The 25,508-nt window shown below is 39.3% G+C and carries 25 protein-coding genes, 1 pseudogene and 1 riboswitch; of the genes and pseudogenes, 7 read left to right on the forward strand and 19 right to left on the reverse strand.

What is annotated here, in order from left to right; all coding sequences use genetic code 11:
- Positions 1–58 precede the first annotated feature (58 nt).
- Positions 59–928 (reverse strand): zinc metalloprotease HtpX, encoded by an 870-nt coding sequence (locus AC1F2U_RS13265; protein ID WP_480261534.1) that lies wholly within the window; start codon positions 926–928, stop codon positions 59–61.
- 271 nt (positions 929–1,199) lie between these two features.
- Positions 1,200–1,751: a Chromate resistance protein ChrB gene (locus AC1F2U_RS13270; RefSeq protein WP_480261535.1), complete on the reverse strand. Its 552-nt coding sequence runs from the start codon at positions 1,749–1,751 to the stop codon at positions 1,200–1,202.
- A 131-nt stretch (positions 1,752–1,882) separates the two neighbouring features.
- Between AC1F2U_RS13270 and AC1F2U_RS13275 the strand changes: the two genes are divergently transcribed.
- Both AC1F2U_RS13275 and AC1F2U_RS13280 read left to right on the forward strand, forming a co-directional pair.
- Positions 1,883–2,077, forward strand: a complete 195-nt coding sequence (locus AC1F2U_RS13275; protein ID WP_480261536.1) for a hypothetical protein — start codon at positions 1,883–1,885, stop codon at positions 2,075–2,077.
- A gap of 81 nt (positions 2,078–2,158) precedes the next feature.
- Positions 2,159–3,352, forward strand: a complete 1,194-nt coding sequence (locus tag AC1F2U_RS13280; RefSeq protein ID WP_480261537.1) for an MFS transporter — start codon at positions 2,159–2,161, stop codon at positions 3,350–3,352.
- An 82-nt stretch (positions 3,353–3,434) separates the two neighbouring features.
- Here the strand turns inward: AC1F2U_RS13280 and AC1F2U_RS13285 are convergent, their stop codons facing one another.
- Entirely contained in the window at positions 3,435–5,504 is a 2,070-nt protein-coding gene (locus tag AC1F2U_RS13285; RefSeq protein ID WP_480261538.1) for a potassium channel family protein, read from the reverse strand.
- Between the two features lie 88 nt (positions 5,505–5,592).
- Positions 5,593–5,677: riboswitch (Fluoride riboswitch) on the forward strand.
- A 95-nt stretch (positions 5,678–5,772) separates the two neighbouring features.
- Here AC1F2U_RS13285 and AC1F2U_RS13290 point away from each other — a divergent pair.
- The 4 genes from AC1F2U_RS13290 (at position 5,773) to vapC (ending at position 8,157) form a co-directional block, all read left to right on the forward strand.
- A complete protein-coding gene (locus AC1F2U_RS13290) occupies positions 5,773–7,101 on the forward strand; it encodes a voltage-gated chloride channel family protein (protein ID WP_480261539.1) in 1,329 nt (442 codons plus the stop codon).
- A 38-nt stretch (positions 7,102–7,139) separates the two neighbouring features.
- Entirely contained in the window at positions 7,140–7,436 is a 297-nt protein-coding gene (locus AC1F2U_RS13295; protein WP_480261540.1) for a hypothetical protein, read from the forward strand.
- 158 nt (positions 7,437–7,594) lie between these two features.
- The gene (locus AC1F2U_RS13300; protein WP_480261541.1) at positions 7,595–7,759 is read left to right on the forward strand and encodes a hypothetical protein; all 165 of its coding nucleotides are present in this window, start codon (positions 7,595–7,597) and stop codon (positions 7,757–7,759) included.
- Positions 7,756–8,157, forward strand: a complete 402-nt coding sequence (gene vapC / locus AC1F2U_RS13305) for a type II toxin-antitoxin system tRNA(fMet)-specific endonuclease VapC (RefSeq protein WP_480261542.1) — start codon at positions 7,756–7,758, stop codon at positions 8,155–8,157. The genes AC1F2U_RS13300 and vapC overlap by 4 nt, the downstream gene beginning before the upstream one ends.
- Positions 8,158–8,261: 104 nt before the next feature.
- Here vapC and AC1F2U_RS13310 read toward each other — a convergent pair whose 3' ends face one another.
- The 11 genes and pseudogenes from AC1F2U_RS13310 to AC1F2U_RS13360 all read right to left on the reverse strand — a co-directional run bounded on the left by AC1F2U_RS13310 (position 8,262) and on the right by AC1F2U_RS13360 (position 19,526).
- A complete protein-coding gene (locus AC1F2U_RS13310; RefSeq protein WP_480261543.1) occupies positions 8,262–8,768 on the reverse strand; it encodes an SLATT domain-containing protein in 507 nt (168 codons plus the stop codon).
- 607 nt (positions 8,769–9,375) lie between these two features.
- Positions 9,376–10,329 (reverse strand): hypothetical protein, encoded by a 954-nt coding sequence (locus AC1F2U_RS13315; RefSeq protein WP_480261544.1) that lies wholly within the window; start codon positions 10,327–10,329, stop codon positions 9,376–9,378.
- A gap of 193 nt (positions 10,330–10,522) precedes the next feature.
- Positions 10,523–11,008, reverse strand: a pseudogene (locus AC1F2U_RS13320) (Uma2 family endonuclease); the annotation flags it as partial.
- A 113-nt stretch (positions 11,009–11,121) separates the two neighbouring features.
- On the reverse strand, positions 11,122–12,357 hold the full coding sequence (locus AC1F2U_RS13325; RefSeq protein ID WP_480261545.1) for an LL-diaminopimelate aminotransferase: 1,236 nt from the start codon (positions 12,355–12,357) through the stop codon (positions 11,122–11,124).
- Between the two features lie 178 nt (positions 12,358–12,535).
- Positions 12,536–13,891, reverse strand: a complete 1,356-nt coding sequence (locus AC1F2U_RS13330; RefSeq protein WP_480261546.1) for an NAD(P)/FAD-dependent oxidoreductase — start codon at positions 13,889–13,891, stop codon at positions 12,536–12,538.
- A 234-nt stretch (positions 13,892–14,125) separates the two neighbouring features.
- The gene (locus AC1F2U_RS13335) at positions 14,126–15,046 is read right to left on the reverse strand and encodes a DUF4349 domain-containing protein (RefSeq protein WP_480261547.1); all 921 of its coding nucleotides are present in this window, start codon (positions 15,044–15,046) and stop codon (positions 14,126–14,128) included.
- Positions 15,047–15,382: 336 nt separating this feature from the next.
- A complete protein-coding gene (locus tag AC1F2U_RS13340) occupies positions 15,383–16,516 on the reverse strand; it encodes a restriction endonuclease, SacI family (protein WP_480261548.1) in 1,134 nt (377 codons plus the stop codon).
- Entirely contained in the window at positions 16,483–17,352 is an 870-nt protein-coding gene (locus AC1F2U_RS13345) for a DNA adenine methylase (RefSeq protein WP_480261549.1), read from the reverse strand. The genes AC1F2U_RS13340 and AC1F2U_RS13345 overlap by 34 nt, the downstream gene beginning before the upstream one ends.
- A gap of 375 nt (positions 17,353–17,727) precedes the next feature.
- Positions 17,728–18,105, reverse strand: coding sequence for a hypothetical protein (locus AC1F2U_RS13350; RefSeq protein WP_480261550.1), 378 nt, complete (start codon positions 18,103–18,105; stop codon positions 17,728–17,730).
- A gap of 55 nt (positions 18,106–18,160) precedes the next feature.
- Positions 18,161–18,937 carry a CFI-box-CTERM domain-containing protein gene (locus tag AC1F2U_RS13355; RefSeq protein ID WP_480261551.1) on the reverse strand — a complete coding sequence of 259 codons (777 nt, stop codon included), beginning with the start codon at positions 18,935–18,937 and terminating at the stop codon, positions 18,161–18,163.
- Positions 18,938–19,403: 466 nt separating this feature from the next.
- A complete protein-coding gene (locus AC1F2U_RS13360) occupies positions 19,404–19,526 on the reverse strand; it encodes a hypothetical protein (RefSeq protein ID WP_480261552.1) in 123 nt (40 codons plus the stop codon).
- A 128-nt stretch (positions 19,527–19,654) separates the two neighbouring features.
- Between AC1F2U_RS13360 and ilvC the strand changes: the two genes are divergently transcribed.
- Positions 19,655–20,650 carry a ketol-acid reductoisomerase gene (gene ilvC / locus AC1F2U_RS13365; RefSeq protein WP_480261553.1) on the forward strand — a complete coding sequence of 332 codons (996 nt, stop codon included), beginning with the start codon at positions 19,655–19,657 and terminating at the stop codon, positions 20,648–20,650.
- 109 nt (positions 20,651–20,759) lie between these two features.
- On the opposite strand, the gene AC1F2U_RS13370 is transcribed toward ilvC, so the two are convergent.
- From AC1F2U_RS13370 to ovoA, 5 genes are all read right to left on the reverse strand, one after another.
- Positions 20,760–21,242 carry an SET domain-containing protein gene (locus AC1F2U_RS13370; protein WP_480261554.1) on the reverse strand — a complete coding sequence of 161 codons (483 nt, stop codon included), beginning with the start codon at positions 21,240–21,242 and terminating at the stop codon, positions 20,760–20,762.
- 88 nt (positions 21,243–21,330) lie between these two features.
- The gene (locus AC1F2U_RS13375; protein WP_480261555.1) at positions 21,331–22,176 is read right to left on the reverse strand and encodes a DMT family transporter; all 846 of its coding nucleotides are present in this window, start codon (positions 22,174–22,176) and stop codon (positions 21,331–21,333) included.
- Between the two features lie 200 nt (positions 22,177–22,376).
- Entirely contained in the window at positions 22,377–22,514 is a 138-nt protein-coding gene (locus tag AC1F2U_RS13380) for a hypothetical protein (protein WP_480261556.1), read from the reverse strand.
- A gap of 290 nt (positions 22,515–22,804) precedes the next feature.
- Positions 22,805–23,656: a sterol desaturase family protein gene (locus tag AC1F2U_RS13385; protein ID WP_480261557.1), complete on the reverse strand. Its 852-nt coding sequence runs from the start codon at positions 23,654–23,656 to the stop codon at positions 22,805–22,807.
- Positions 23,657–23,694: 38 nt separating this feature from the next.
- Positions 23,695–25,032 (reverse strand): 5-histidylcysteine sulfoxide synthase, encoded by a 1,338-nt coding sequence (gene ovoA, locus AC1F2U_RS13390; RefSeq protein WP_480261558.1) that lies wholly within the window; start codon positions 25,030–25,032, stop codon positions 23,695–23,697.
- Positions 25,033–25,508: the final 476 nt, after the last annotated feature.

The following is a 25,508-nucleotide window of genomic DNA, read 5'->3' on the forward strand; positions in this document are numbered from 1 at the left end:
TTAATCATTAGTCATTGTTAATTTCACAAAGGACAAATGACTAATGACAAATGACAAGTTAATAAGCTTTTGTTGGCAGTTGTTGCTCTAATTTTAGTAATGCTGCAACTCGCACTTCTGTCGCCGGGTGACTAGAAAATAAGTTACCCAGAAACTGTCCAGAGATGGAATTAATAATTAATAACGGCTCATAAGCTGGATTGGCATTTAAAGGTACTTGCTTTGCTGAAGCTTCTAAGCGTTGCAATGCTCTAGCTAAGGCGCGGGGATTACCAGTTAATCTAGCAGAACCTGCATCAGCAGAAAATTCTCGTGTGCGCGAAATTGCTAGCTGAATGATTGTCGCAGCCACTGGTGCAAGCATGACTGTTAATAAAACTCCTATTGGATTTCCACCTCTGTTGTCATCTCGCGAACCACCGCCAAACCATAGGCTGTAACTAACCATTTGGGCTAGAAATGAGATCGCACCAGCCACAGTAGCAGCAACCGCTTGTGTCAGGGTGTCACGATTAATAATATGGGTTAGCTCGTGGGCGATAACACCTTCGAGTTCATCGTCTGGCAATATATTTAAAATACCTTCAGTCACAGCCACAGCAGCGTGTTCGGGATCGCGCCCTGTTGCGAAGGCGTTAGCGCCTTGGCTTGGAACAATATAAACTCTAGGCATAGGAATGTTAGCGCGATCGCTCAATCTCTGCACCATCCGATAAAGTCCTGGTGCTTCCCTTTCACTTACTGGCTGTGCTTGGTATACTGCTAGGGCAACCTTATCTGATTGATACCAGGAAAACAGGTTTGTTGCTGCTGCCAAGCCAATGCCGATAATCAAACCACTAGAACCGCCAATTACCCAGTAACTAATTGCTATCAAAAGACCACTTAGTGCAGCTAGCAAAGCAGCCGTTTTCAATTGATTTGTCATGTTTTTGCTCTCCTGCTAATGCTGTGTAAATTTTTGAGAAAACAGCATTACTTCAGCTACATTTTGATTTTATCCAGCTAAACTTAGATAGATGGTACAGAAAACCTATCAGATAAGTACGGTTTTCCTGCTTAAGTTTTAGTCATCGAATTAATATCTATAGATACTAGAAACGCATCTATCTATAGGAATAAATTGTTTATCTAGGCAGAAATTACAAGTTTGATGCTTAGATTGAGCTATGCCTAACTATTAGTTAAGATCCATTTACTTATAAAGGTTCTGAGTCTATTCCTTGTGCTTGATATATTTGTTGGGAAAATAGCTGAAAATCTAATTCACACGCCTTCAAAGCTTCAATGGCTTGTGAGTATTTTGGGGCATCAAACAAATCGCGATCGCGAATTTTTGGCAACCAAGAACGCAGTTTTATTAGTTGCGCTTCATTCTCTTCTAGTTCTGCAAAAGTGAGATTATTTATTTTCCGTTCCTCGCTCAATTCGCTATGAAAATCTCGACATTGCCCCAAAAACTCTTGATATTCTTGGTCTGCTTGCTGTTGAAAACGCTCTATCAACATAGCATTTTGCTCAGGTTCATCAATCCAAATAGTTAACAAATCTGCTTCACCGCTACCTGCTATAATGTCCGCTTTCAATTCTTCCAAATGGCTCTGCAAGTCTTTTCGCTGTGGTAGCAAGCACACCGACTGCTGTAGATAAAGTGCGCCCAATCCCTTAAGTTTACGCCAAACATACACCCGCTGCGTCGAAGGCTGTGCAGGTACTTTGTAGACTAATAGGTTCCAAGATTCTCTATCCATAATTGTAACAAGTGTTGCATTAAATTTAATTTATTGCTAAGTTGATTAATAAAATATCTGTTGAATTTTAAAAAATTATGAATGTGAACTATCAAGTTGGCAGGATTGACTGGAGTCCAATTATCTAAAGGATGGAAGCTCTGGGGAATTGTCACTTACCCGCATATCCAGGGGATTTGAAAACTGTTTTACTGAATCATGTTGGTTTGGCTCAACATCCTCAAGCTGAAAAAGCCTATCAGATGGCAAGAGAAATTGCCCGATTGACTACCTTCAGTGATGCAGAAATTACTTATTGGTTCTCAAGAATTATAGAACTGATGTAGTAATACTATTTTCCAAAATCTTTGCAGTAAATAAATCTGCTGTAGGGGTATATCTATATAGATGTAGCAGAAACAGGCAATATGCAGGTACAAGATAAATTTGTCCAGAAAATTCCTCGGACTGTTTGGGTTTTGGGGTTTGTCAGTCTGCTGACAGATATTAGTTCCGAGATGATTAATTCTGTATTGCCTTTATTTCTAGTGTCAGTATTAGGGGCGAATATCTGGACTGTCGGCATCATTGAAGGTATTGCAGAAGCAACAGCTTCAATTTTAAAAGTCTTTTCGGGAGTATTGAGTGATTACTTGGGACATCGTAAAGGATTAGCGGTGTTTGGGTACGGATTATCAACCTTTGTAAAACCTCTATTTGCTGTAGCTACCAGTCCAACTGGGGTGTTAATAGCTCGATTTGGCGATCGCATTGGCAAAGGTATTCGGGTAGCGCCCCGCGATGCTTTGGTTGCCGATTCAACTAACGCAGAGGTACGCGGTGCAGCTTATGGATTGCGTCAATCCCTCGATACTATCGGAGCATTTTTGGGGCCTTTGGCAGCATTTGCCCTGATGACTGCTTCCGAAAACAACTTCCGCCTCATTTTTTGGCTAGCACTCATCCCTGGATTTTTCGCAGTGGCTTTATTAACAGTGGGAGTACGCGAACCAACAAGTGAAACTCAAGAAAACCGAAGCAATCCTCTGCAATGGGAAGCTTTACGCAGTTTAGGTCAAGGATACTGGGTACTTGTAGCAGTGGCGCTGCTATTCAATTTAGGCAACTCCAGCAATGCTTTTTTATTGCTGCGAGCTGAACAAACAGGTATTTCAGCTTCACTTATACCGTTGACATTAATGGTGATGAACATCGCCTACTCATTCAGCGCCTACCCAATAGGAATACTTTCCGATCGCATAGGTAAATTTGGGTTATTATTAGGCGGATTTTTCCTATACGCTCTAGTCTATCTAGGCTTTGCTTTCGTGCAGACACCTTGGCAAGTCTGGGGATTGTTTGCCCTTTATGGTCTGCATTTAGGTATGAGTAAAGGATTGCTGTTAGCGCTAGTAGCAAATAGTATACCTGCAAATCTGCGCGGCACTGCTTTTGGCTTTCTTAACTTGGCTGTGGGATTAGCACTTTTACCTGCTAGTCTGCTAGCTGGTGGCTTGTGGCAAACACTGGGAGCAGAGGCAACATTTATAACTGGAAGCTTGTTTGCGATCGCTGCTGTCCTATTGCTGGTAATTAATAGAAAAAAATATTTACAAATATAACTAGGACTTACGTAAAATATCTTTCAAACTCTCATTTCTCTGTGTCCTCTGCGCCTCTGCGGTTAGTTATTCTAATAAAATTTTAATTCTCAACAAGCGGCTGCACCCTGGCTGTAACTCTTAATTTACTAAGTCTTCTTACTAGTAACAGAGCTTGTTGTTTATATAATGCCGTTGGTAGCAGTCCAGGCAAATTATGCATCAACTCTCTAGCTGTGCCAATGTTACATCCCGATATTATACTTATTTCATTTGCACCATCAAAAATAGCATCTTGAGCTAAAACTTTCTCAACCTGCACTTGCCAATTTTGAGGAAACATTTCACCCCGCTCAATCCGCTGGAGGCTATTGCTATTTGCCAGAACAACCAGGCGATCGCCAATAGAAAGTTGTGTATGATCGGCAGGCATTAACTTAACAGGCGATCGCTTCAGGTTTTGGTATAAGATTGGTACAACTCCATAACCATAAGCAACCTCAGCCAATAGTAACCCATTCAGTGTATCTTCAGCCTCAATCGTGTACTCTACTACCAAAATAGTTTGAGCATCGAAGTTAAACAAGCTGAGAATATTTTCTCCAAAAGCCGCAGCCGCAAATACTTCTGCTGAAATAGCAGAAGTGCAAATAACTTGAGCATAAGGAAACAACCGTGCAACGTTATCACGAAAATATTGGTCGTAAGTCCGAATAATCACACGAGTGTTAGGACTTTTAGCGTATGCCATCAAAGCTATTTCCAGATTCTCCATGTCATCATCCGTAACGACAACAACACTTTTACTATTAGCAAGATTCACCTTGCCTAGAGCATCAGCAATATTATCAATAATCAGTGGTATTTTGTTTAGAAAATCGGCGTTGAGTGCTGTGCTGCTAACACCTACTAAAGGTTGCTTGAATTCTTGTAATAAAGCCGCGACTCGCTGGCCAACTCGATTTAATCCAATAAGTACAACATGGTCTTTTTGAGGGATTGATGGCTGAAAACTATTGAAAAAGTGAAACCTTGAACTTAACAGAGCATCAGTTAGCAACGCATATAAAACCCCAACAAAACCTATACCCGTTAAAGTTAGTGCGAGGCTAAACAATCGCAACCACCCTGGCATATTTTGCGCTGGTTCTGGTGGCGTTTTAAAATTTACACCGCCAAATATATCTCCGTATCCTCCTAAAAGCAAGACAGCAATAGCATAAAATGCTTCTATTATATTAGTTCCCGGATAATTTAAGATATAGATAATTGTTCCAAAACACCAAAGAGAAAGTACTGTAATTCCGCAGATAATTGCCACCCGCAAACTCTGATAACGAGAAAAATTTCGCGAGAGATATGTTATTTTATATTTGAAATTATTCCAAGCTCTGCCTAATACAATCTCTTGCCATAACTGCTGCCACTTGTATTTACGCACAGTAGCAAGTTGCTTCAAACTTTTAACTTGCTCTGTGACTTCGATATAAATAATCGTATCACCTGGATGTAATATCGCTTCTGGTTCCCACTGATGAAATTCTTTAGGCAAGGGAGATGAATCATTAGCGTGATTTAATACCCGACGATATAAGGTATTCAGTTCATGTATACGCCATTTATTGCCCCAATTATCACTCATTTTAATCTGACGCTTTACTACCCTAAATTGGCGTTCCTCCAGTTGGAAATATCCGAGATTATCATCTCCAAGTGCTGCAACAGCAAAGCCAGAAGCGGAAATTTGATTCGGTTCAAAGGCAATAAAATTACCAAGAGTTTGACTTAAAAGTTCATTGAGATTTTGTTTGTCAGAACGTACAACCAAGCGAATTTCAGGATTTAAAAGCCTCGCGGCAAAAGCAGCTTCTATATTTACCCGTTCATTACCAGTGACTAAAAGGACAGTTCGGCACTGAGAAATATTTGCCTGTTCTAAAATACTAGTTTGACGGCAATCTCCGATTAATAAATGTTCTAATAAACTGGATAAATTTGATACCTGGAAATTTTTGGGTTGTTCTTGATCGATAGCATTGACAATAGCACCATACTCTTTCAGTACTGCAACACAATGCTGACCCAAACTTCCTAGCCCACAAACTAAAAACCGATCTAGTTTTGTTTGGGAATCTTTAACAGGCTGATAATTAGTTTCTGATGATGGCAGCATATAATACCGCCAATGATACACATTATTTACTTATATCGTAGAATACCAAAGATATTGACCTACAGCAAAAATGGTACTATTAAATTAAATAATTAACGGCGATGGAGCTCGCCAAAACCGCCTTTCCAGCGCGATAAACTCTCTTCTGGAAGGCTGATGGCTCCTACTTTCCTTGCTAACTGCGGGAGAGTAGGGCTTGGCTAAATGCATTACCTGACTCTCCTGTAGAAAGTATTTGTCTACAAACCGCACTTCAAGGAGTCATGGTATGAAGCACTTTCGTCAGTTTGAACCATTTATTGCCTTACCTCATCTAATCAAGTGGTTGCCTATTTCCTTTGTGGTCGGCATTCTTGCTGGAACTGCTTCAGCGGCTCTTTTAGCATCATTAGAATGGGCAACTGATTGGCGGGAATCACATCGCTGGATTATCGCCTTGCTTCCCCTTGGCGGCTTCTTGAGTGGTTGGATTTATCATCAATTTGGGCGGACTGTAGAAGCTGGAAATAACCTTTTACTGGAAGAAATTCATAATCCTAAAAATATTATTCCCTTCCGTATGGCTCCTCTAGTATTACTAGGAACAGACCTTACCCATTTTTTTGGAGGTTCAGCCGGTCGTGAAGGTACAGCATTACAAATGGGTGCTTCTTTGGCAGACCAGTTAACTAAAATATTACATTTTCAAGGGGCTAATCGGCGAATTCTGTTAACAGCAGGTATTAGTGGGGGATTTGCTTCAGTTTTCGGTACTCCCTTAGCTGGAACCGTATTTGGTTTGGAAGTTTTAGCGATTGGGAAGATTCATTATGATGCTCTTTTTCCTTCTTTGATTGCTGCGATCGTTGGAAATCAAGTAACTTTACTATTAGGTTTACATCATACAGCATACCGACACGCTCCCTCTATACCGACGCTCACAATTTGGGGATTGATTTCTGCCATTATCGCAGGTGCAATTTTTGGAATTGTCGCAAGACTTTTTGCGAAATTAACTCACCAAATTAGTCACTTCTTTAAAGTAAAAATATCTTATCCTCCAATGCATCCTTTTATCGGCGGTGCGATGGTAGCAGTCATTGTTGGATTGAGTGGTACAACTAAATACATTGGGCTTGGTATCCCTACTATTGTTGATTCTTTTTTCACTCAGCTACCTCCTTGGGATTTTGCAGCTAAATTGGGTTTGACTGCTCTAACTTTAGGAGCAGGTTTTAAGGGTGGAGAAGTGACACCTTTGTTTTTTATTGGTGCAACTTTAGGTAATGCTTTGTCGTTGCTTTTAGCATTACCTGCACCACTCTTAGCAGGAATGGGATTTGTGGGTGTATTTGCGGGTGCAGCAAATACACCTTTGGCATCTACTTTAATGGGAATTGAACTATTTGGTCTGGAATCGGGGGTATTTATTGGTATTGGCTGTATAGTGAGCTATTTATTTTCAGGTCATTCAGGAATTTACTCTGCACAGCGTATTGGGTTGAGTAAATACTCTGCTGTATATTTAGAAGAAGGGGTGACTTTGGCTAATTATGGGCAACCGAAAATTGATTTACCTGATGATAGAGAAGAAGGAGGAAGTAATTCTCAGGAATAATTTATTGATGTAATTAATGAATACTCATATGGATACTCATGAAGAATCATGGATTTGGCAAACTAGTTACTTTTCTAAATCAATTGGGACAAAAGAAAATTAGTTACACTTTAGCCCATCATCGGGATGAAACCATTATGGTGAATGTGGCGCTGGCTGGTGAACGATGGGAAGTGGAATTTTTTGAAGATGGTTCAGTTGAAGTAGAACGATTTGTTAGTAGTGGAGAGATTAATGGGGAAGAGGCTTTTAGTGAGTTATTTGCTATGTATTCAGAGCCAGAGAGTAATTCTGTCAAAGTTACCCAAAATTCTAATTTGGCAAGCACGATGTGAAGGCGATCGCACAACAGACTCGGTTATTTGTTATATTTAATCAAATGGCAGAGAGCTAGAGTATGCGAAGTATTAAAATACGTTCTTATGTAGGTGAAGACGGAATATTACATCTAGATATTCCTGTAGAAATGAAAGAAACTGAATTAGAAATCACTATGACACTGAAATCCATAAAAAAACAACCGACTTCTTTAAAAGAGGAAGATTTAAGGCAATTAGAATGGCATGAATTTATTGACAAGACTTATGGCTGTTTAGCAGATGACCCAATCATGAGACATCCTCAAGGAGAGTATGAAGAACGAGAACCGATAGAATGATTTATCTGTTAGATACTAATGCTTGTATTATTTATCTCAATGGTAGAAATATAAATTTACGGCGCAGGCTAGAAAACCACTCGGATTCAGATATTGTTGTTTGTTCTACTGTTAAAGCTGAATTATTTTATGGGGCAAAGAGAAGTAATAATCCAGTTCGCAATCTAGCTTTACAAAAAGGATTTTTAAGTAGATTTAGTTCTTTGCCATTTGATGATATCGCAGCAGAAATATTTGGTGATATCCGTTCTCACCTCGCTAATTTGGGAACTCCCATTGGCCCTTATGATTTGCAAATTGCAGCGATCGCTTTGGCAAATAATCTGATTTTAGTAACTCATAATTTAGATGAGTTTAACCGTGTAGAAGGGTTACAGCTTGAGGATTGGGAAGCATAAGGACTAAGTATTGTATCGTGATTAAGGTTAAGAATGACAATGACCCACAGTAGACTAGAATAAGTAGTTTGTCGCTTGCATACTATATTCTCTCGTAGTCTTTTTCAATTATCACGGCCCCATAATTCCTTATATTTTTCTTTTGATCTCCTGCCACCTATTTTATTTACCCATTCAGCAAGGGGAGGACTATTTATCAATGCTTCTCTCTGTTGGTACAAATCATCCATTCCTTTTTGAAATTCTTGTAAATACTCTATTGAATCCAATCCCCTAAACGTATTAAGTAATCTATCAGCTTTAGCGTAAATTAACATAAAACTTTCCTTAGCTTTTCTATGTTGATTAAACCTTTCCATTGGATTAATAAATATACTTATAGCAGATAAGACAGCAACAAAAGCTGTTAAGATACTCACTATTTTAGTAGAATTGACTATTTCTGATAGAGAAGATGCACTTGCAATTGTAGCAAAAATTGTATTAGTAATGCCTAAGTATAGGTAAAAATTAGCCCAGAAATTAGTCATATAGTTATATGATTCCATATTAATCGAACTTGTTTTCGCTAGAATAAGTGCTTGCCTCTCTAAAGAATTGAGATTATTCATTTACTTTTTATTTATTGAGAATAGATACATTACAATTGGCAATTGTAACATACAATAAATAAATTTTTTAAATAATTGATTCATTTCGCCTTTTTTGGGGTGATTTCTGGATTTTTGACAATTACTAAAGAGCAAAGCTGCTTGTTACTAGAGTTTAAACTAAGCCATGACAAAATGAGACAGCTATAAACGTTTTGATTTTAAGAATGCATCTTCATTTAAACGCTCCAGTTGAATCAAATGCATTGGATGTTTGGCAGACTGTAATAGCTTGTTTGCTCATTATTTGTAATTCCGCAAGGATGCTTTTGAGTCATCGTTGATATACTCCGGTTGTGCCTGTAGTTGTTTCGATAAAAAATCCTACTTATGACATTACGTGCTTCTGCACTTGATGCCGCACTGCTTTTTCAATAGCTGGAAGGCTGGTTCGCGTTTCAGGTAAAGTGTCTTCGCGCAATATTTAACGATCTCCTAAATATGTTTTTGAAATCCTTGTTTTTGTTCTGGACTCATCGGTAGATAAATACATTCGTCTTACTTATCCTGACGGATTATTCCCGTCTTTGCAAAAAAACTAGGATGCTCCCTCTTCACTTGCCCCATCTCAATCTATATCATCATCGTCATCATCATCATCATCATGTGTACTATCGCCACTTGCACCAAAACTGCCTCCAGAAGAATAAGAACCGCTACCTTCATAAGAACCGCCTACATCAAAACTGTATCCATCAAAAGCGTCTACATCAAAATCGCCTCCATCTTTACCAGCATTAATCAAACTTGCTATTTTTTCATCCAATATTTGAAGACCATCTTTTCTTTCCGTATCAATCGAAGGATGAACAGCCTTTAAAAATCCACCTCCTACAATTAATCCAATACCTATAAAAGGGTTAAGAATTGAAGCTCCTAATTCAAATGCCCCTATAGCTATTAAATAAACTACTCCGCCTACCTGTGCTGTGTTCCCAGCAATTTTAATACCATTTGAAATGATTTCTCCTCCCTTATTTTTAATTTGTTTACTCTCGTATTTTCCTGTCTGTAAATATGTTGCCAAATGCTCACAATTGTATCTCATAATATGATATGGTATTATTATGTATTTAAGTTCTGGGACATAAGACAACCTATTGTATATCTGACAAATTCTTGAGTATGTTATTTCTTTGTCAGAATAGATAGACTCAAAAAGAATAAAATCTTCACTTTTTCTAAATTGCCAATATTTTATATAAAAATTCCTAGCACGCCCACAAACTTCAGTACGACTATATGGATTATTTTTCGGAAATGGTAATATTTCTAAAAGTTCTTCACGTGTTTGTTCATCAGGTTTTATAAATTTATCTATTGTAGTTTTTTCAATTATCATATTTTCACATTTACCAGCCTCTTTATTACCTTGAGATTTAAAGTGAATAATTTGTCTCTTCTCTCCTGAACTCTTCTTCCAGGCAATACCATGATGATAGATTATCCCCCTTTTTATTCGCAAATGGTCTCCATCTTCTGGCTCAATGTTATTCATCTGCCTATTCTCTACATTAGCCATAATTATAACTGCCTTAATTTATCCGAAAACAATAAGTTTTTTTTAAATAAAGATTATGATAAAAATGAAGCAGTAATAATAAATTATGTGCATCAAGAATGACAAATCTTTAAAAAAAAGAATTGAATTATATCTCCAGGAATCAAAGCCGATTAACTGGTATCAAGTATGAAAATTGTATCACATTAGTATTAGAAAGGTTTCCGTTATCGTAAACCCATAATTCTGGGACTCCAATGGCTTCATAAGCATCAAGGGTAGTTTTTGATGTAACATCCGTCTCAATCGCTAAATCTGGGGGCGGATCATCAGGTTGTAAACGGCGATGACCAATCATCTGTTGATAATTCTGAATATAAAAACAAGCATCAGGTTCAACTCCTGCTACATCTTGCCTTTTAAAGGTGGTGGAACCAAAAGGTTGATATCTGATATCTTTAGCCTTTAGCAATATTTTGACAATATCAGAAATTAAATCTTTGGGAATTTCATGTTCTGGTAAAGGAGCCATAATTTCTAAAGTACCCTGGCTGTAGGCAATTCGTGTAGTTCTTTTTTGTCCCAATTCTTCTAAAATAGATTCAAATTCTTGCCAGCTAACATCAGGAATAGTCACCGCGCTACCAGGTGCTAACTGCATCTGGCTAACAGCTTTGAAAACGGGGATAGCAGCAGTCATAACCAAAATATCAATAAGCTAAATACTCAATAATTATCTATCAGGTTGCGGTGGATAATATAGCCCACCGTAACCTTTAGATTAATAGATTGAGTTTAACAAAAGCGATCGCTCTACACTTTAAACTTCTCGGCAATCCGCTTCATCGCCTCTTCCACATTCTCCCGGCTGTTAAACGCCGAAATGCGGAAGTAACCTTCACCCGCAGCACCAAAGCCAGAACCAGGGGTTCCGACAACGTTGACAGTTTGCAGCAGCTTATCAAAGAATTCCCAACTGGATAAACCATTAGGCGTTTTTACCCAAACGTAAGGTGCATTCACGCCTCCATAAACTGATAATCCGGCGGCTGTGAGTTTTTCACGGATAATTTTGGCGTTTTCGAGATAGAAATTCACCAATCCTTTGATTTGCGCTTGTCCTTCTTCAGAATAAACCGCCTCGGCTCCTCGTTGGATGATATAAGAAACACCGTTGAATTTGGTAGACTGGCGGCGATTCCAGAGTTTCCATAGTTCGACATCGGAACCATCGGCGGCTTTTGCTGTGAGTGTCTTCGGTACGACAGTTAAGGCGCAACGGGTTCCTGTAAAACCTGCATTCTTGGAAAAAGAACGAAATTCGATCGCAACTTCTCTTGCACCTTCAATTTCATAAATTGAGTGGGGAATCGACGGATCGGTAATGTAAGCTTCGTAGGCTGCATCAAAGAAAATAATCGAGTTATTAGCTTTGGCATAGTCTACCCATGCTTTGAGATATTCTTTGGTAGCAGTCGCGCCAGTGGGGTTATTGGGAAAGCAGAGATAAATTAAATCGACTTTCTTTGAGGGAATCTCGGCGGTGAAGTTGTTATCAGCCGTAATTGGCAGATAAACTAAACCCTCAAATTCGCCTTTATCATTGGCATCCCCAGTATTTCCCACCATAACGTTAGTGTCTACATACACAGGGTAAACTGGGTCAGTAACGGCGATTATATTGTCATGACCAAAGATTTCCAGAATGTTGCCCGTGTCGCACTTGGAACCGTCGGAGATAAAGATTTCCGAGGCATCTATATCGGCTCCCCGTGCTTGGAAATCTTGAGTAGCAATTTTCTCCCGCAACCATGCGTAGCCTTGCTCAGGACCGTAGCCTTTGAAGGTATTGCGATCGCCCATTTCTTCCACAGCTTTAATCATCGCTGTGCGGCAAGCCTCCGGCAGAGGTTCGGTAACATCGCCAATGCCCAGCCGGATTATTTTAGCATTACTGTTCGCCTCTGCAAAGGCATTCACCCGCCGAGCAATTTCTGGAAACAGATAACCCGCTTTCAGCTTCAGGTAGTTGTCGTTAATAGTTGCCATTATGTAGATTATGAAAAACGCCCTCAAATAGCTTACTGCTAATTTATGAGGGCGATAACTTTGTTGTGGGGAGTGGGGAAGAGGCAGGGGAGCAGGGTGCAGGGGGCAAGGGGGAGAATCAAAGAATTATCTCTTTCTCCTCTGCTCCCTGCCCCTCTGCCCCATGCCCAATGTCCAATCAGACATTTACTGGTTGTTTATTATCGGTTGAATAACTGTTGCGATCGCTAATTACAAACTCCGTAATTGATTCTTTCCCTGTAATCAATCTTGCTCCGCGATTACGGGTAAAGTAATTCCATGCCCACTGAATCATTACTACTAATTTGTTGTCAAATTCAATTAAGAAGTAGATGTGAATCACCAGCCAAAACAGCCATGCAAAGAAACCTTTCAGCTTGATAAAGCCCAAATCGACTACAGCAGAATTGTGCCCAATCATCGCTAAACTACCATGATCGGTATAAGCAAAAGGTGGCAAACTTTTACCTGCAAGCCGCTGTTGCACTAATCTTGCTACATATTCACCTTCTTGCTTCGCTACAGGTGCAACACCAGGTAGGGGTTTACCATTTTGATGAGAAAAATTTGCTAAGTCGCCAACTACAAAAATATTGGGATGTCCCTTAATACTCAAGTCAGGTTCAACAATAATCCGTCCAGCGCGATCGCACTCAGCACCTGTGTGTTCTGCTAGCACTTTGCCCATTGCGGAAGCTTTTACACCTGCTGCCCATAATACCGTTTTTGAGGCAATTTCTTTAACTTCATCGCCTTGTTTGAGGGTAACAGTATCATTTTCAATATTCGTTACCAGTGTTTTTGTCTGGACAACCACACCCAACCGCGTTAAGGATGCTTCCGCTTCTTGTGATAACTCTGGTGCAAAGGGTGGCAAAATCCGATCCAAACCTTCTAATAGTAAAATCTTGGCTTCTGATGTGTCGATGTTGCGGAAATCTTCTTTGAGAGTTTGGTTTGCCAATTCTGCGATCGCACCAGCTAACTCTACACCTGTTGGGCCACCACCCACAATTACAAAAGTTAACCAAGCACGGCGTTTTTCTGGATCGGTTTCATTTTCTGCGGCTTCAAAGGCTGAAAAAATCCGGCTACGCATTTCTATGGCATCTTCTACTGTTTTCAAGCCTGGGGCGAATTCTTCCCAGTTATCTTTGCCAAAGTAGGAATGCTTTGCACCTGTGGCGACAATTAACGTATCGTAAGCTATTGCTTCATCGCCCACAATCACTTTCTGCGCTTCTGGATCGATATTATTCACCTCTCCCAGCAGCACTTTCGTATTCTTGCTCTTGCTGAGTACAGAACGCAACGGTGAGGAGATATCAGCAGGAGATAGCGCACCTGTGGCGACTTGATATAAAAGGGGTTGAAATAGATGAAAGTTACGTTTATCGATTAGAGTAACGTTTACTGCCGCCTTGGCGAGTGTTTTTGCTGCATAAAGTCCACCAAAACCACCGCCAACAATAACTACTTGATGGGGTGGATTATTGTCAAGTGAATTTACCATAAGAAATATTATCCAGTATGCCGACTATTGTAACTATTCTTAACAGATTTGTATCAAAATTGTCATCATATATTTTGTATTGCTCTTTACATTTGAAAAAGTATTAAAGTAATCGAGACTACAGGATAAACAAAAATTTTTAAGAGAAAGGTACAGACAATAAGAGTTTGGAATCTTTCAATCCCTGTTTATCTGTGTAGATTTATCAAAGGTAGATGTAGAATTTATGCAATTTTAATCAGAAATAGTTGACTCTGGTGTTTGTGGCAAACGTGGTGAATGAGTTCGCCGCCAACGCCTAAAGCCATAGACAAGAGCAACAAAAATTAACAAATAGGGGCTGTAAACAATTAACCAAATACCCAGTTTAAGTAAGCCAACGGAAAATGCACTCAAAGAATGGGTAGAGTTATTCCAAGTTTCCTTAACTTGCAAACCCAAGGCAGGTTGGGGGCTGGTACTAGAAACTGCTGCTTCTAGATTCAGCGTAATGGTGGAATAAGCAACTTGATTTTGTAAGCTTTTGAGTTGGGCATCAATTTGTTCTATTGTTTGTCGGACATTACTCAGTTCTTGGGCAACACTAAGCACATCTCTCACAGAACCAGCCCGATCCATAATTTTTTGCAAATTGGCTTCAGTTTTTTGCAAATTGGTTAATCTGGCTTGGATATCCACCAGGCGATCGCCTACATCTTCGGCAGTAATATTACGACTATCAACAGTGCCTAATTTAGCTAGTTGTTCTAAAGTAGGTTCTAGCCGATTCTCTGGTATCCGCAATTGAATTGTTGCTGTGTAACGCGGGTTGTCATTTTTGGGTTGTTGTTGTTTCAGCCCGATTAAATCCCCTTGCTGTTGATTGATAATTTGCGAAACAGCATCGACAGTTCGATCTACAGAGTTGACAGTCAAAGAGATTGCTGCTTTTTTGATGAGTTGGGGACGAGAACGCCCTATTGGTGCAGCTTCCGCCTTTTGGGAAATACTGTTTTCACGGGCAGTTAATTGATTTACCGAGCCATCGCCTGCAATTTGAGGTGCAGACTGATTTGTTGACCGATCCGAAGAAGCGCAACTGGTGAAAATCACCCCTCCTAATAACGCACTTATAAACAAAGCAGATGTGCGCGGTAATTTCGTCGAAGTATACATAATCTATCCTCAGATGGATGAAGTTAACCCCAGTATTACTGAATAAAAACTCAAAGCCTGTATTGTTGCGATTTATGTAACAGGGTTAGTCATTTTTATTTACAGAGAATGAAAATTCATCTTGATGAGATATCTCAAAAATATTATTAGCAAGTCATTTGACGATTATTTCAAAAAATATCTGCAACAGAGTCTGTTTGCCAGTAGGGTAGTAAAATTGCTTTCTGGTAGTTGATATTTTTGAAATTGTTTGATTTTGAAAACAAGTTGGATCTGCGATCGCCAGTGCAAATCTGCCTTTATACCAATTCAGAATCCCCTACGGGATCTTGTCGGTCAAAATTCTCTGGCACTTTCAGCAGCCTGTCTCAATGCTAAAAAAGCTTCTTTTAGAGGTTGGTTAACGGCACTGTCTGGTTCTGTTAACACTAGCTGTTGGTAGGCTGATAAAAATTGCGATCGTAGCCGATGGAACAAATGCAGAAAGTGACGTACAAAGCTGATACAATCCAAAACCACAATCTCTATACCATCTGTACGGTCGTACATACTTGAGGCATATTCCTGAATACCTTCTTCTATCGCATCCGTCGTAATAAAAATATAGTTGTCAACCCGTTTGCCTGTGCTGTTGATTTTTTGTAAGGCACGGTCAATATCTGCTAAGGTGACACGTCGGGTCTTCATTTCATAGCTGGTAATCACCTTCTCGTCATCAACTAAAGTAATTTCCAAATCTCCCAAAGCACCTGTCTGCTCATCTGCTGCATTGTGGGATTCTAGAAGTAAAAAACGCTCTCCAATATATTGTTCTGCTACTTGATAGGCAGCAGCAACAATTAGTACAGGAAGACGGCTTGAACCTCGGCAAGCCAAATGCTGTTTCAGGAGTGTGATAATTTCCTCTGTTGACAAAGGTATTGCGTCTTCCGACTTCTTCAGGTCGGCTAGTAGTGTTTCCATGCGCTGCCGCTTCTCGTTCCGAGCAATAATTAGACAGCGAATAGTTTGGGCTAGCAGTTCCTCAGCAGTTATTCTGCCTTCATGAACATCATCAAGTAATTGCAGGGCGACTTCGTAGAGTTTAGGCGGTCGTCCCACCAGATTCACTGCTGGGGTTAAGGTGATGTTGCGGTTACGTAGGGCAGGGGTGAGGAACGCGGTAGTGGGATTACAGGGCAACTCGTGCTGGTTAATGAATGCTGTGATGTAACTTTCATCGTAGTAGCGTCCAGAGTAAGCATCTGGTGTGCCTATTTCGGTGTAAGGCTTGCGGATATCAACATTCCCACGGTGAATTGCTGCCAAAGAGCAGGCCAGCAACAAACGAACTACAGCACGATTGCCTACATAGCGCGATACATAGTCAATTTTTTCGGCAATGCTGGGATTGGTGACAATGGGTTGGACTATCGATGCTTCGGCTTTTTGTAAGGCTACATCAAGGATAGCTGCTGGGGTTGTGGACATGGAGCGATTTCTTCAACAGTAAGTGTGGAGGCTTGAGGGTCATAATTGAGCCAAAGTACTTCTTGCCGTAACTGCTTGATGGAATGGCAGTGTTTCACGGGCGCTTTAATGCAGTTCCAGTCACCGTAAAGTTCCTGCATCAAGGAACAATCATAGCCTGAAAGGGCAACTTTACCTTTAACTGAACGCAAAACATCCGCTAGTTGCCGATGCTGGTCGTCGGTCATTTCATAAGCGTAAGCCTTGCTATCCCCACGGGAATCGTGCGGGTAGGGAGGGTCACAGTAAAATAATGTTTCTGGACTATCGTACCGTCGAATAATATCAATTGCTCGGTCGTTCTCAATTTGCACCCGTAGCAACCGTTGCACGATTTCGGGCAGATCCTCAACACTACCAAGCCACCGGGAAACTGCACCAGCCATTCCAGCGCGGCTAGTAAGTTTGCAGTGCGCCCATCGTCCAACACTGGCGGTTTGTGCCAAGCCCGTCCTCACTTGTCGCGCCCGGACGAAAAATCGTCTAGCCTTTTCCAAGTCTGATAAACTCTCTTCTTCTTTGGCAATGGCAATCCGAAATTCTTCACGCGAAAACGGCGTTAACCCAATCGCTTCGATGAGTTGGTCTTTTTGGTCGCGTAGTACGCGAAAAAAGTTGACTAACTGCCCATCAATATCATTGTAGGTTTCTACAGGCGAAGGCTCCCGGTTCAACAACACGGCTGCTGAACCGCCAAAGGGTTCGCAGTAGTGGGTCGTTTTTGACAACAAGGGTAAAAGCCAGTCTAAATGACTGTACTTGCCGCCATACCAACCAAATGCAATTTTCTTTGCCATGAAAGCCAACCTCAAAGGGAGTGTTTTACCCGAAACCGAGGATAAGGGTAAAACGCAATTTATTATATAGTGTTGAGAAATTAAAGTATAAACGTTTAAGAAGAAATGAGATTGGATGATTAACTTGCTGTAGTACTACCATCGTGGTTCAATTTCAACTGCGTAAGCCGGACAGTATTATAAATATCTTAAGCAGAAACAATAGATACTAAAATACAGGTTATTTGTAAAACAGCTTTACCTACGAGTACGCCGTGACGGTTGCGCTCGAATCGCTGTGATAGCTATGCCAACAGGCTAAAAACTAACTAAGGAGAAATGGAAAATGACTATAAGTTTTAGACAATAAGATTTACTTTATAAATAGTCTCTAACTTACACTAAAATTTCTCTCAACTTACTAAACAACTTCTCTGACTTACTTGATATTAAAGCGTTTATTAGCTGCTTTATAATTTCCCTGTCAGGTGATTCCAAAATAATGTTGACTATGTATTGATTATTTCGTACAACTGTTTTCTGAATATCTAATACTTGTGCTGTAAACGAGAAGGTTTGTTTTCCTATTTCTATTCCTTCCTGATGTTCATTTATAACACTAGTCTTCCAGTTTTCAATGTTTACAACATCACCCTTCTCTAATTGAGGATTAAAGTTATAAGTATCTATAAGTAAGTATCCACCCTCTTCTGTATCACTTAAATTAATCTTTAAGCAAAGTTGATAGTACATTTGAGTAATAATCTTATTCATGATTTAACTTCTAAATAAACAATCACTTATTTTATATTTTTAAAAACACAATTTCTTAGATTTTTCTCAGAAATCTCGCAAAATTAGATAGTAAATTTCTACACATGATCTGTAGACTTTTATTTCTTTTCACATATTTAGCTAGCCTTGGCCCTATCTTGTAATATAAAGCAACTAAAAATGTTCCGAAAGAATTACTGAGCAATACACTATCTCTAAAGTTTCTAAAAGTATCTAAATCAGGGTGTTCTGTAGATGAATAAGCTGCTGTGGCAATAAAGCAATCTCCTTGCTGTGAATTAGTAGTCTGTGAATTGGTAGTCTGTGAATTAGTAGTCTGTGAATTGGCAGTCTGTGAATTGGTAGTCTGTAAATTAGTAGTTTGTGAATTAGTAGTTTGCGAATTAGTGCTTACATTTGTAAGATTTTTATGAGAAGAATTCTTACTCTTATAAATATCCCTAAGTCGAGAAACATCTGGATCATTTTCTAGTACAAATTTAGCTTCATAACTACCTAATTGTTCAGCTTTAATGAGGTCTTGAATAAAGGTATTTTCTTTCTCTAAACTAATATTCTTATCCCCATACTCTTGAATTACTTGAGATCCACGAGCAATCATATTCATAAATAATTGGCTACATGATGCTCTACCAAAATATGCTTCTGCCAAGTATGGATCTACCTCAATAGCTTTTGAGCATAGTTCAAAAGCCTTGATTGCTCTTTTCCAATCAGCATAAGAATAAGAAGGATTTGTTAAAGAAATCAGTGATAATACCCCTTGTGATTGTAGGATGTACTCTTTTGCTTGGCTTTTGCTATAAGTCATATACTTTCGAGTAATTTTAGGTTGATTATCCTCTATCTCTCACATTGCACCAACCGTAGATACCCGTAAAAAGCAGATAAACAAGCCTTTGGTAGTGTAGAATTTATTCATGGTATCCGTCGTCTTAAATGACAGCATATATAGCTGCTTCACTCATTTTTGGGAGACGCGATAAATAGCCTCTTATGAGTTGGAGACCCACAGGTATCTGCTCAATGTTGGGTTAACTGTGAACGCAGGGTTCTCCCCAATACGTAGTAATCGCTGGAGCGAAAACCAAAGAGTCTTTTGTCGATGCTGGTTGGCAAATATACTTAGCTCGATTTTCTATAGCCAGTATTCTGTCGGTATCCCTAAACGTAGAGTGGTACTATCATTTCCCTTTGTTCCAAAAGTTCGGACAAACCAATCTGAATTTCCCGTCCCTGATGAAATAATGCACGCGCTGCTTTTTCTACCATTCTTGCTAGTTCAGCACCATTACAGTTGATGGTTTTGTTGAGAATAATCCGCCATTCTTTCTCGGTAAGGCGATCGCCACCATTGCAGTATCGCTCATCAACTTGGCCTTTTTCTCGATTATTGCCATCGTAAACACTCCCCCTGAGTTCAAACGGATAAATTTAATGGTTGACAGTTAATCTGTGGTTACTCAATTTGAGGTACAATCGTAAGCCTGCGAATTAATGACGATGCTTGCTGACAGGAGATGCTTCTATGGCCCGGATGTACTATGACGAAGATGCCAATTTAGACCTTTTGGCTGGAAAAACTATTGCTATCATCGGCTATGGTTCTCAAGGTCATGCCCACGCTCTCAATCTCAAAGATAGTGGTTTGAATGTGATTGTGGGACTATATCCGGGTAGTAAGTCAGTAGCAAAAGCTGAAGCTGCTGGGTTAACTGTGAAGAATGTCGCAGATGCTGCCAATGCTGCTGACTTTATCATGATTTTGTTACCTGATGAAGTCCAAAAAACGATTTACAAAAACGAGATTGAACCAAATCTGCAAGAAGGGAATGTGTTAGCCTTTGCCCACGGCTTCAATATTCACTTTGGGCAAGTTGTACCACCGGCTAACGTAGATGTGGTGATGGTAGCACCAAAAGGGCCGGGGCATTTGGTACGGCGGACTTATGAACAGGGTGAAGGTGTACCAGCGCTGTTTGCAGTTTATCAAGATGCCAGTGGTCAGGCACGCGATCGCGCCATGTCTTATGCTAAAGGTATCGGTGGTACTCGCGCCGGTGTTCTCGAAACTACTTTCCGCGAAGAAACTGAAACCGATTTATTTGGCGAACAAGCGGTATTGTGCGGTGGTTTGAGTGCTTTAATCAAAGCCGGATTTGAAACTTTGGTAGAAGCTGGTTATCAACCAGAATTGGCTTATTTTGAATGTCTGCATGAAGTCAAGCTGATTGTTGACTTGGTTGTGGAAGGTGGTTTAGCCAAAATGCGCGACAGCATTTCTAACACGGCTGAATATGGCGATTATACGCGTGGCCCGCGGATTGTCACCCAACAAACCAAAGCTGAAATGCAGAAGATTCTCAGCGAAATTCAATCTGGGCAATTTGCACGAGAATTCGTTCTCGAAAACCAATCTGGTAAACCAGGATTTACCGCCATGCGTCGTAAAGAAGCTGAACACAAAATTGAGGAAGTTGGTAAAGATTTACGCGCTATGTTTAGCTGGTTGAAAAAGGCTTAAGCAAAAAAATAACATCAGACATCTCCAAAAAAAGTAGAGACGTAGCACTGGTTACGTCTCGACAAGGGTTCTGGTTACGGCATATTTAATTTCTGGAGATGTCTAAACATTATTTGCTTTGAGTTTTGAGATAATCTGCAACGTACTCTCCGTAGCGATCGCGCAGTATTTGTTCCCGGAATTTGAATCCTAATGTTTTTCCTCGACAAGATGGAGATTCGCACAAGCACCCGAAGACAACAATTAATTCATATTCAGTGGTTTCATAGTCCCAGGTAATTTCTTCATCTGCTTCGATATCGCACAAAGCAACGAAGTCATATCCTCCAAACTGATTGTTCCTTACCCCAGTATTTGGATTACAAGAATGGTTAATAATCCAAGAAGGCTCATCTAGGTGGACATGTAAATTAAAATCCATCTGAAATGTATACATTGTTCGTTCAGGAACTGCTTCAATTTGCATACCCACCACGACAGTTTCCCCTTGGACAAATTTTTTGCTAGCAAATACTCCTCGTCCTTTTGCTGTTTCCTGAATCGTGACATGAGAATTGAGCTTTGCAGCTGAAATCGACTCCACTGTAGTCATAGATAAAAACCCACTATGTTTTAATTTCTTGCAACTTCCAAGTTTCAAACTTGGCTTAGTTAAATTTCACTTTCGAGGTAACAGTCCGTTAACCGCTCTGTACCTCAACTTTTCCTTCCGGCTCAATCTTTTGAGAGCTTTGGCTTAGAACCAGAGCAACTAAGACAAGAATCGCGCCAATTAAACCGCGTATTCCCAGATGTTCTCCAAGTAGCCAAAACGAGAAAATTGTGGCGAACAATGGCTCAAGTGTAAAAAGTAAAGCAGCTTCGTCAGATGAAACCCATTGCTGTGCCATTGTTTGAAGCCAGATGACAGCAGCAGTCGCCAACAGCCCTAAGTAGAGAATCGCTCCCCAGTGCTGGCGAATTACTTCAAATTGGTTAAAGATTTGTGTGTTACTCCAGAGTACCCCTACCGTTGCAATGAACAAAAGTTGAACGCTAGTAAGTGTTAAAGTCGGGTGACGGGGCGCAGCTCGCTCTAGGAAAAGTATGTAGGCTGCATAGACAAAAGCATCAACGAACATCAACAGATCGCCAATTCCTACTTCTCCCCCTTCCCAAAACATCACACCAATGCCAATTACAGCTACTCCAGCAGCTAGGAAAGTTCTCAACAGTACGCGCTGACCACTAAGCCATTCTAGTAGCGGGACGATGAGCGTGTTCAAACTGGCAATGAATACCGCTCGGTTTGCTGGTATAGTCTTGAGTGCAATTGTTTCTATAGCTAAGTAAAAGAAAAGCAAAAGCCCTAGTACTGTACCATCACGAAGTAAAAGTTTATTAAGATTACGTAAATTTAGGGTAAAAAATGCTGCGGCAATGATAAAGCGGCTGGCAATCAATACACTGGGTGAAAGGTTACTAACGATGTCTTTAGTCAATGGAAAAGTTGTAGCACCGATTACATTAACAAGGATAAGTAGCATTATTCCTTTGAAACGCAACGTATTTTCAGATTGCATTAAAGTAATTGATTGAATAATGTTTCTTTACATCCATAGAGAATGCGATCGCATAAATAATATTGGTTTTCCGTCCTGTCCGTACCTTCAGAATCTAAGCATCTTAGTTGGCGAAGTTCTAGTAACTCAATTTTCATAATTTCATATCTTTTTCCACATTGCAATTAAAAAGTAAAGGAAGCTCGTATTAATCCAATCAAAATTGGATTGTTAGCTGTCTTATATTCAGGATTTGTAATCACTAAAAATCCGGGATTAACAAAAACTATATCATTAAATGGGTAGCAACTAGATAATTCCAAATGTAAGGAAGCATCTCAAACGCGGCGTTTGATAATATCATTTTTTGTCATTTTAAGAAGTATCCTAAAGACAAAATTTAATTGATTGCCTAATTTGCCCAAATCTGCTAACAATGCCGTAATTACTCAACTCCAGATATTTGCATGAGAACTGTGAGAGCCATTGACTAATAGTCTCTGCCAATTAGTTGTGTATATATAGGGCATAGGGCTTCTAGAACGCCGCCCTCAATCCCCTAAGACTTTTGTATAATTACGAAATGCTATAGTAGATTTTTTATTTAGTTGAATTATATTTTTTCAGTGTCATTATTAATAGATGACTTAATAGTTATATAATCGATAAAAGTCATAGGAAACATAATTCCCGGCTTCTTGGTAGGAGGATTCAGTGTGTTGAATACTCTGTCCCAAAATGCCTGAATGCCATAGTTTCCATTAAAGCAAGTGTGATGAAGATCGTGGAAATCTGATGGAATGAAAAATATTGACAAAGAACTATGACCTTCTAAGTTGTAAGCATTGCCTATAACGCTCCATGCACACAGTTGAGTGATGTCATATCCAAATATAAAAATAGGCAAAACATCAGCGATGGCAACAATAATATATTCAACCAAACTCTTGTGTCCAGCAACAAAACTTGATGAGTCACGAAACTCATGATGTTTAAGATGGATTTTCTGCAAAAATCTTGTGTGTAAGAGTCGATGAGCAACATAAAAACAGAAATCAGCAGCAACTATTCTCATCAAGAACCATCCAAGATTTAGGAGTAAGCTATTTCCTCTATGAACCTCTGGAGCTAGATATAGAATTATTAATGCTGACAGAAAAGCTTTAATTTCTCCTGTAATGATGCCTTTTACAGTAAAGGAAGGAAATGCTTGATTTTTGACTTTCTTAACCCTTGCCGTCAGTTTATCTCTTAAAACATCGTTACTTTTGATTCCTTTTTCAATGAAAATGCCAATACTATAAAATGAGATAGAACCAAGGAACCAGTATAACAGCACCTCCGTTATAAAGTCGATCTCGATATTGTTTAAAAGCAAAGAGAATATCTGCTGAACAATCGTACAACTAATAGCAATCTTGAAATAGAATTCGAGATCAGAACAGAAATTCAAAATCTTTTGCATCTCTGTAACCTTATAGTATGTGACTGAGGCATATTCTGTTAATGTTTAATATCTTGAACAATCCGAAAACCAGCGTGCTGATAAAAATTTGGACGGAACCAGTTGCGGTAATATTTTAAAGCTTCTGTACCATTAGTTATCCAACATCCTCCTAACATCATTTGATGTTGATCGTCAAAAAATATCGCAGAATTATCTTCATAAAGGAAATGAGGCTGATACCCTGGAAGAGGGTTTAAGTTATTACTCAACCATTCCCAAACATTCCCACGCAAATCATACAATCCCGAAGAGCTTTTGGCTGTTTCTAACATCCCAACGGGACTAGGGGAACCAAATTTTAAATTGAGATTATAATTTTCTACATCATCTAATAAACTATTACCATAAGTTGCTAAATGGTATTCTGCTTCACTCATTAAACGAGTATCTTTCCCTTGCCAACGACAATAAGCTATTGCTTCATAATGATTGACTTCCACAGGCCAATCTAGGGGTAAGTCAATTTCATCAAACATAGCTCGATATTTGTAGCTACCGTTTTCATGTAACCAAAATTTAGGGCATTGAATACCGTATCGAGTTTTCCAATTCCAAGAGTCTTCATCCCAATATTCTTGATTTTCGTAGCCACCAGCCTTAACAAAATAGATAAAATCAGCATTGGTAATCAGATATTTACTGGCTAAAAAAGGTGCAACTTCAACAATGCGATCGCCATAATCAATATCCCATCCATAAGTTGAATCATCTAAGGCTTTACCAAGTTTTACTACCCCGCCAGCAACTTCGATCGTCTCGTTCTGAGGAGTGTAACCATTAAAAGGGGCATATTGCCAATTTTGAGGACGTTTCACTCTCTCAATTGGCAATTGGCGAATTAACATCGAAGAAGTTTCAATGTGGATACGCTGGTGTTCCATCCCCATCATTAAAGCCCAAAGGGGATGATTGGGATGAATTGGCAGAGTAATTGGGGTGGTTTTAATTACTTCAGAAATTACAGAATATGCTTGTTCTCGATACTCCCAAGTCTGTGCAACTTGCGGCCATTCCAAATGAGCGATCGCTGCATTCAACTCCTCTGGTTTTTCTGGATCGACTCCAATTTCAAACAAAATTTCATACTCTGGATTGAGGCGTTTTTCTAATAACCCCACCTGAATTAATTTATTGATGTAGAAAACAGGCGAATGTCCCAGATAAAAAATTAGAGGATTTCTCAAAGGGTCAGGATTGAGATAAAATGTCTCTTCCCCAACTAGACTTTTCAATAATATATCTTCCAGTTGCCAAGCATTCTCAAAGTAATTGAGGATCGCTTGGTTGTTACAACTATCAAGTTTTGGAGGTTGAGCAGATTGTAGACTATTCACGATCTAATTCCTATTAGCGAACAATGAAACAAATTAATTATCTATAAATCCGATTTGATTTCTGAATTTACTTGCATAGGTAAGGAACACGGAAGAAAAAAATAGATATATACTGAGTTTTTTGAAAAGACAAATATTAATCCTATAGGATGTGTTAAACACAATAGGATTAAAGGAGGGATCAAATAAGATTCTTAAATATGACAGATTTATTATTTAATAGCAATACTTATTGTTCGATATTAGTTTTTCAAATATTACTAAAACTTTATCGATTTAGTGTAGTAATGCCGTAGGTTTGAATAATTAAACTATCAGCCAACAAATAATTCAGTGGGAATGAACATAACTATATTATTAAATGTAAAGACTCTTGAAACTATTACTAATGAAAAATTACAACTATCTAAAGAGAGTTTTATTTGTTTTAACTTATTTAAAATTAAGTGAAAAATAGTTGTAGGTTGAGTAGCAAA

Source organism: Nostoc sp. LEGE 12454 (assembly GCF_056620565.1).

Excerpts from the sequence above, each read along its gene's own strand:
- AC1F2U_RS13265 (WP_480261534.1), bottom strand. The coding sequence starts at position 928 with ATGACAAATCAATTGAAAACGGCTGCTTTGCTAGCTGCACTAAGTGGT.
- AC1F2U_RS13270 (WP_480261535.1), bottom strand. The coding sequence starts at position 1,751 with ATGGATAGAGAATCTTGGAACCTATTAGTCTACAAAGTACCTGCACAG.
- AC1F2U_RS13275 (WP_480261536.1), top strand. The coding sequence starts at position 1,883 with ATGGAAGCTCTGGGGAATTGTCACTTACCCGCATATCCAGGGGATTTG.
- AC1F2U_RS13280 (WP_480261537.1), top strand. The coding sequence starts at position 2,159 with ATGCAGGTACAAGATAAATTTGTCCAGAAAATTCCTCGGACTGTTTGG.
- AC1F2U_RS13285 (WP_480261538.1), bottom strand. The coding sequence starts at position 5,504 with ATGCTGCCATCATCAGAAACTAATTATCAGCCTGTTAAAGATTCCCAA.
- AC1F2U_RS13290 (WP_480261539.1), top strand. The coding sequence starts at position 5,773 with ATGAAGCACTTTCGTCAGTTTGAACCATTTATTGCCTTACCTCATCTA.
- AC1F2U_RS13295 (WP_480261540.1), top strand. The coding sequence starts at position 7,140 with ATGAAGAATCATGGATTTGGCAAACTAGTTACTTTTCTAAATCAATTG.
- AC1F2U_RS13300 (WP_480261541.1), top strand. The coding sequence starts at position 7,595 with ATGACACTGAAATCCATAAAAAAACAACCGACTTCTTTAAAAGAGGAA.
- vapC (WP_480261542.1), top strand. The coding sequence starts at position 7,756 with ATGATTTATCTGTTAGATACTAATGCTTGTATTATTTATCTCAATGGT.
- AC1F2U_RS13310 (WP_480261543.1), bottom strand. The coding sequence starts at position 8,768 with ATGAATAATCTCAATTCTTTAGAGAGGCAAGCACTTATTCTAGCGAAA.
- AC1F2U_RS13315 (WP_480261544.1), bottom strand. The coding sequence starts at position 10,329 with ATGGCTAATGTAGAGAATAGGCAGATGAATAACATTGAGCCAGAAGAT.
- AC1F2U_RS13325 (WP_480261545.1), bottom strand. The coding sequence starts at position 12,357 with ATGGCAACTATTAACGACAACTACCTGAAGCTGAAAGCGGGTTATCTG.
- AC1F2U_RS13330 (WP_480261546.1), bottom strand. The coding sequence starts at position 13,891 with ATGGTAAATTCACTTGACAATAATCCACCCCATCAAGTAGTTATTGTT.
- AC1F2U_RS13335 (WP_480261547.1), bottom strand. The coding sequence starts at position 15,046 with ATGTATACTTCGACGAAATTACCGCGCACATCTGCTTTGTTTATAAGT.
- AC1F2U_RS13340 (WP_480261548.1), bottom strand. The coding sequence starts at position 16,516 with ATGTCCACAACCCCAGCAGCTATCCTTGATGTAGCCTTACAAAAAGCC.
- AC1F2U_RS13345 (WP_480261549.1), bottom strand. The coding sequence starts at position 17,352 with ATGGCAAAGAAAATTGCATTTGGTTGGTATGGCGGCAAGTACAGTCAT.
- AC1F2U_RS13350 (WP_480261550.1), bottom strand. The coding sequence starts at position 18,105 with ATGAATAAGATTATTACTCAAATGTACTATCAACTTTGCTTAAAGATT.
- AC1F2U_RS13355 (WP_480261551.1), bottom strand. The coding sequence starts at position 18,937 with ATGACTTATAGCAAAAGCCAAGCAAAAGAGTACATCCTACAATCACAA.
- AC1F2U_RS13360 (WP_480261552.1), bottom strand. The coding sequence starts at position 19,526 with ATGGCAATAATCGAGAAAAAGGCCAAGTTGATGAGCGATACTGCAATG.
- ilvC (WP_480261553.1), top strand. The coding sequence starts at position 19,655 with ATGGCCCGGATGTACTATGACGAAGATGCCAATTTAGACCTTTTGGCT.
- AC1F2U_RS13370 (WP_480261554.1), bottom strand. The coding sequence starts at position 21,242 with ATGACTACAGTGGAGTCGATTTCAGCTGCAAAGCTCAATTCTCATGTC.
- AC1F2U_RS13375 (WP_480261555.1), bottom strand. The coding sequence starts at position 22,176 with ATGCTACTTATCCTTGTTAATGTAATCGGTGCTACAACTTTTCCATTG.
- AC1F2U_RS13385 (WP_480261557.1), bottom strand. The coding sequence starts at position 23,656 with ATGCAAAAGATTTTGAATTTCTGTTCTGATCTCGAATTCTATTTCAAG.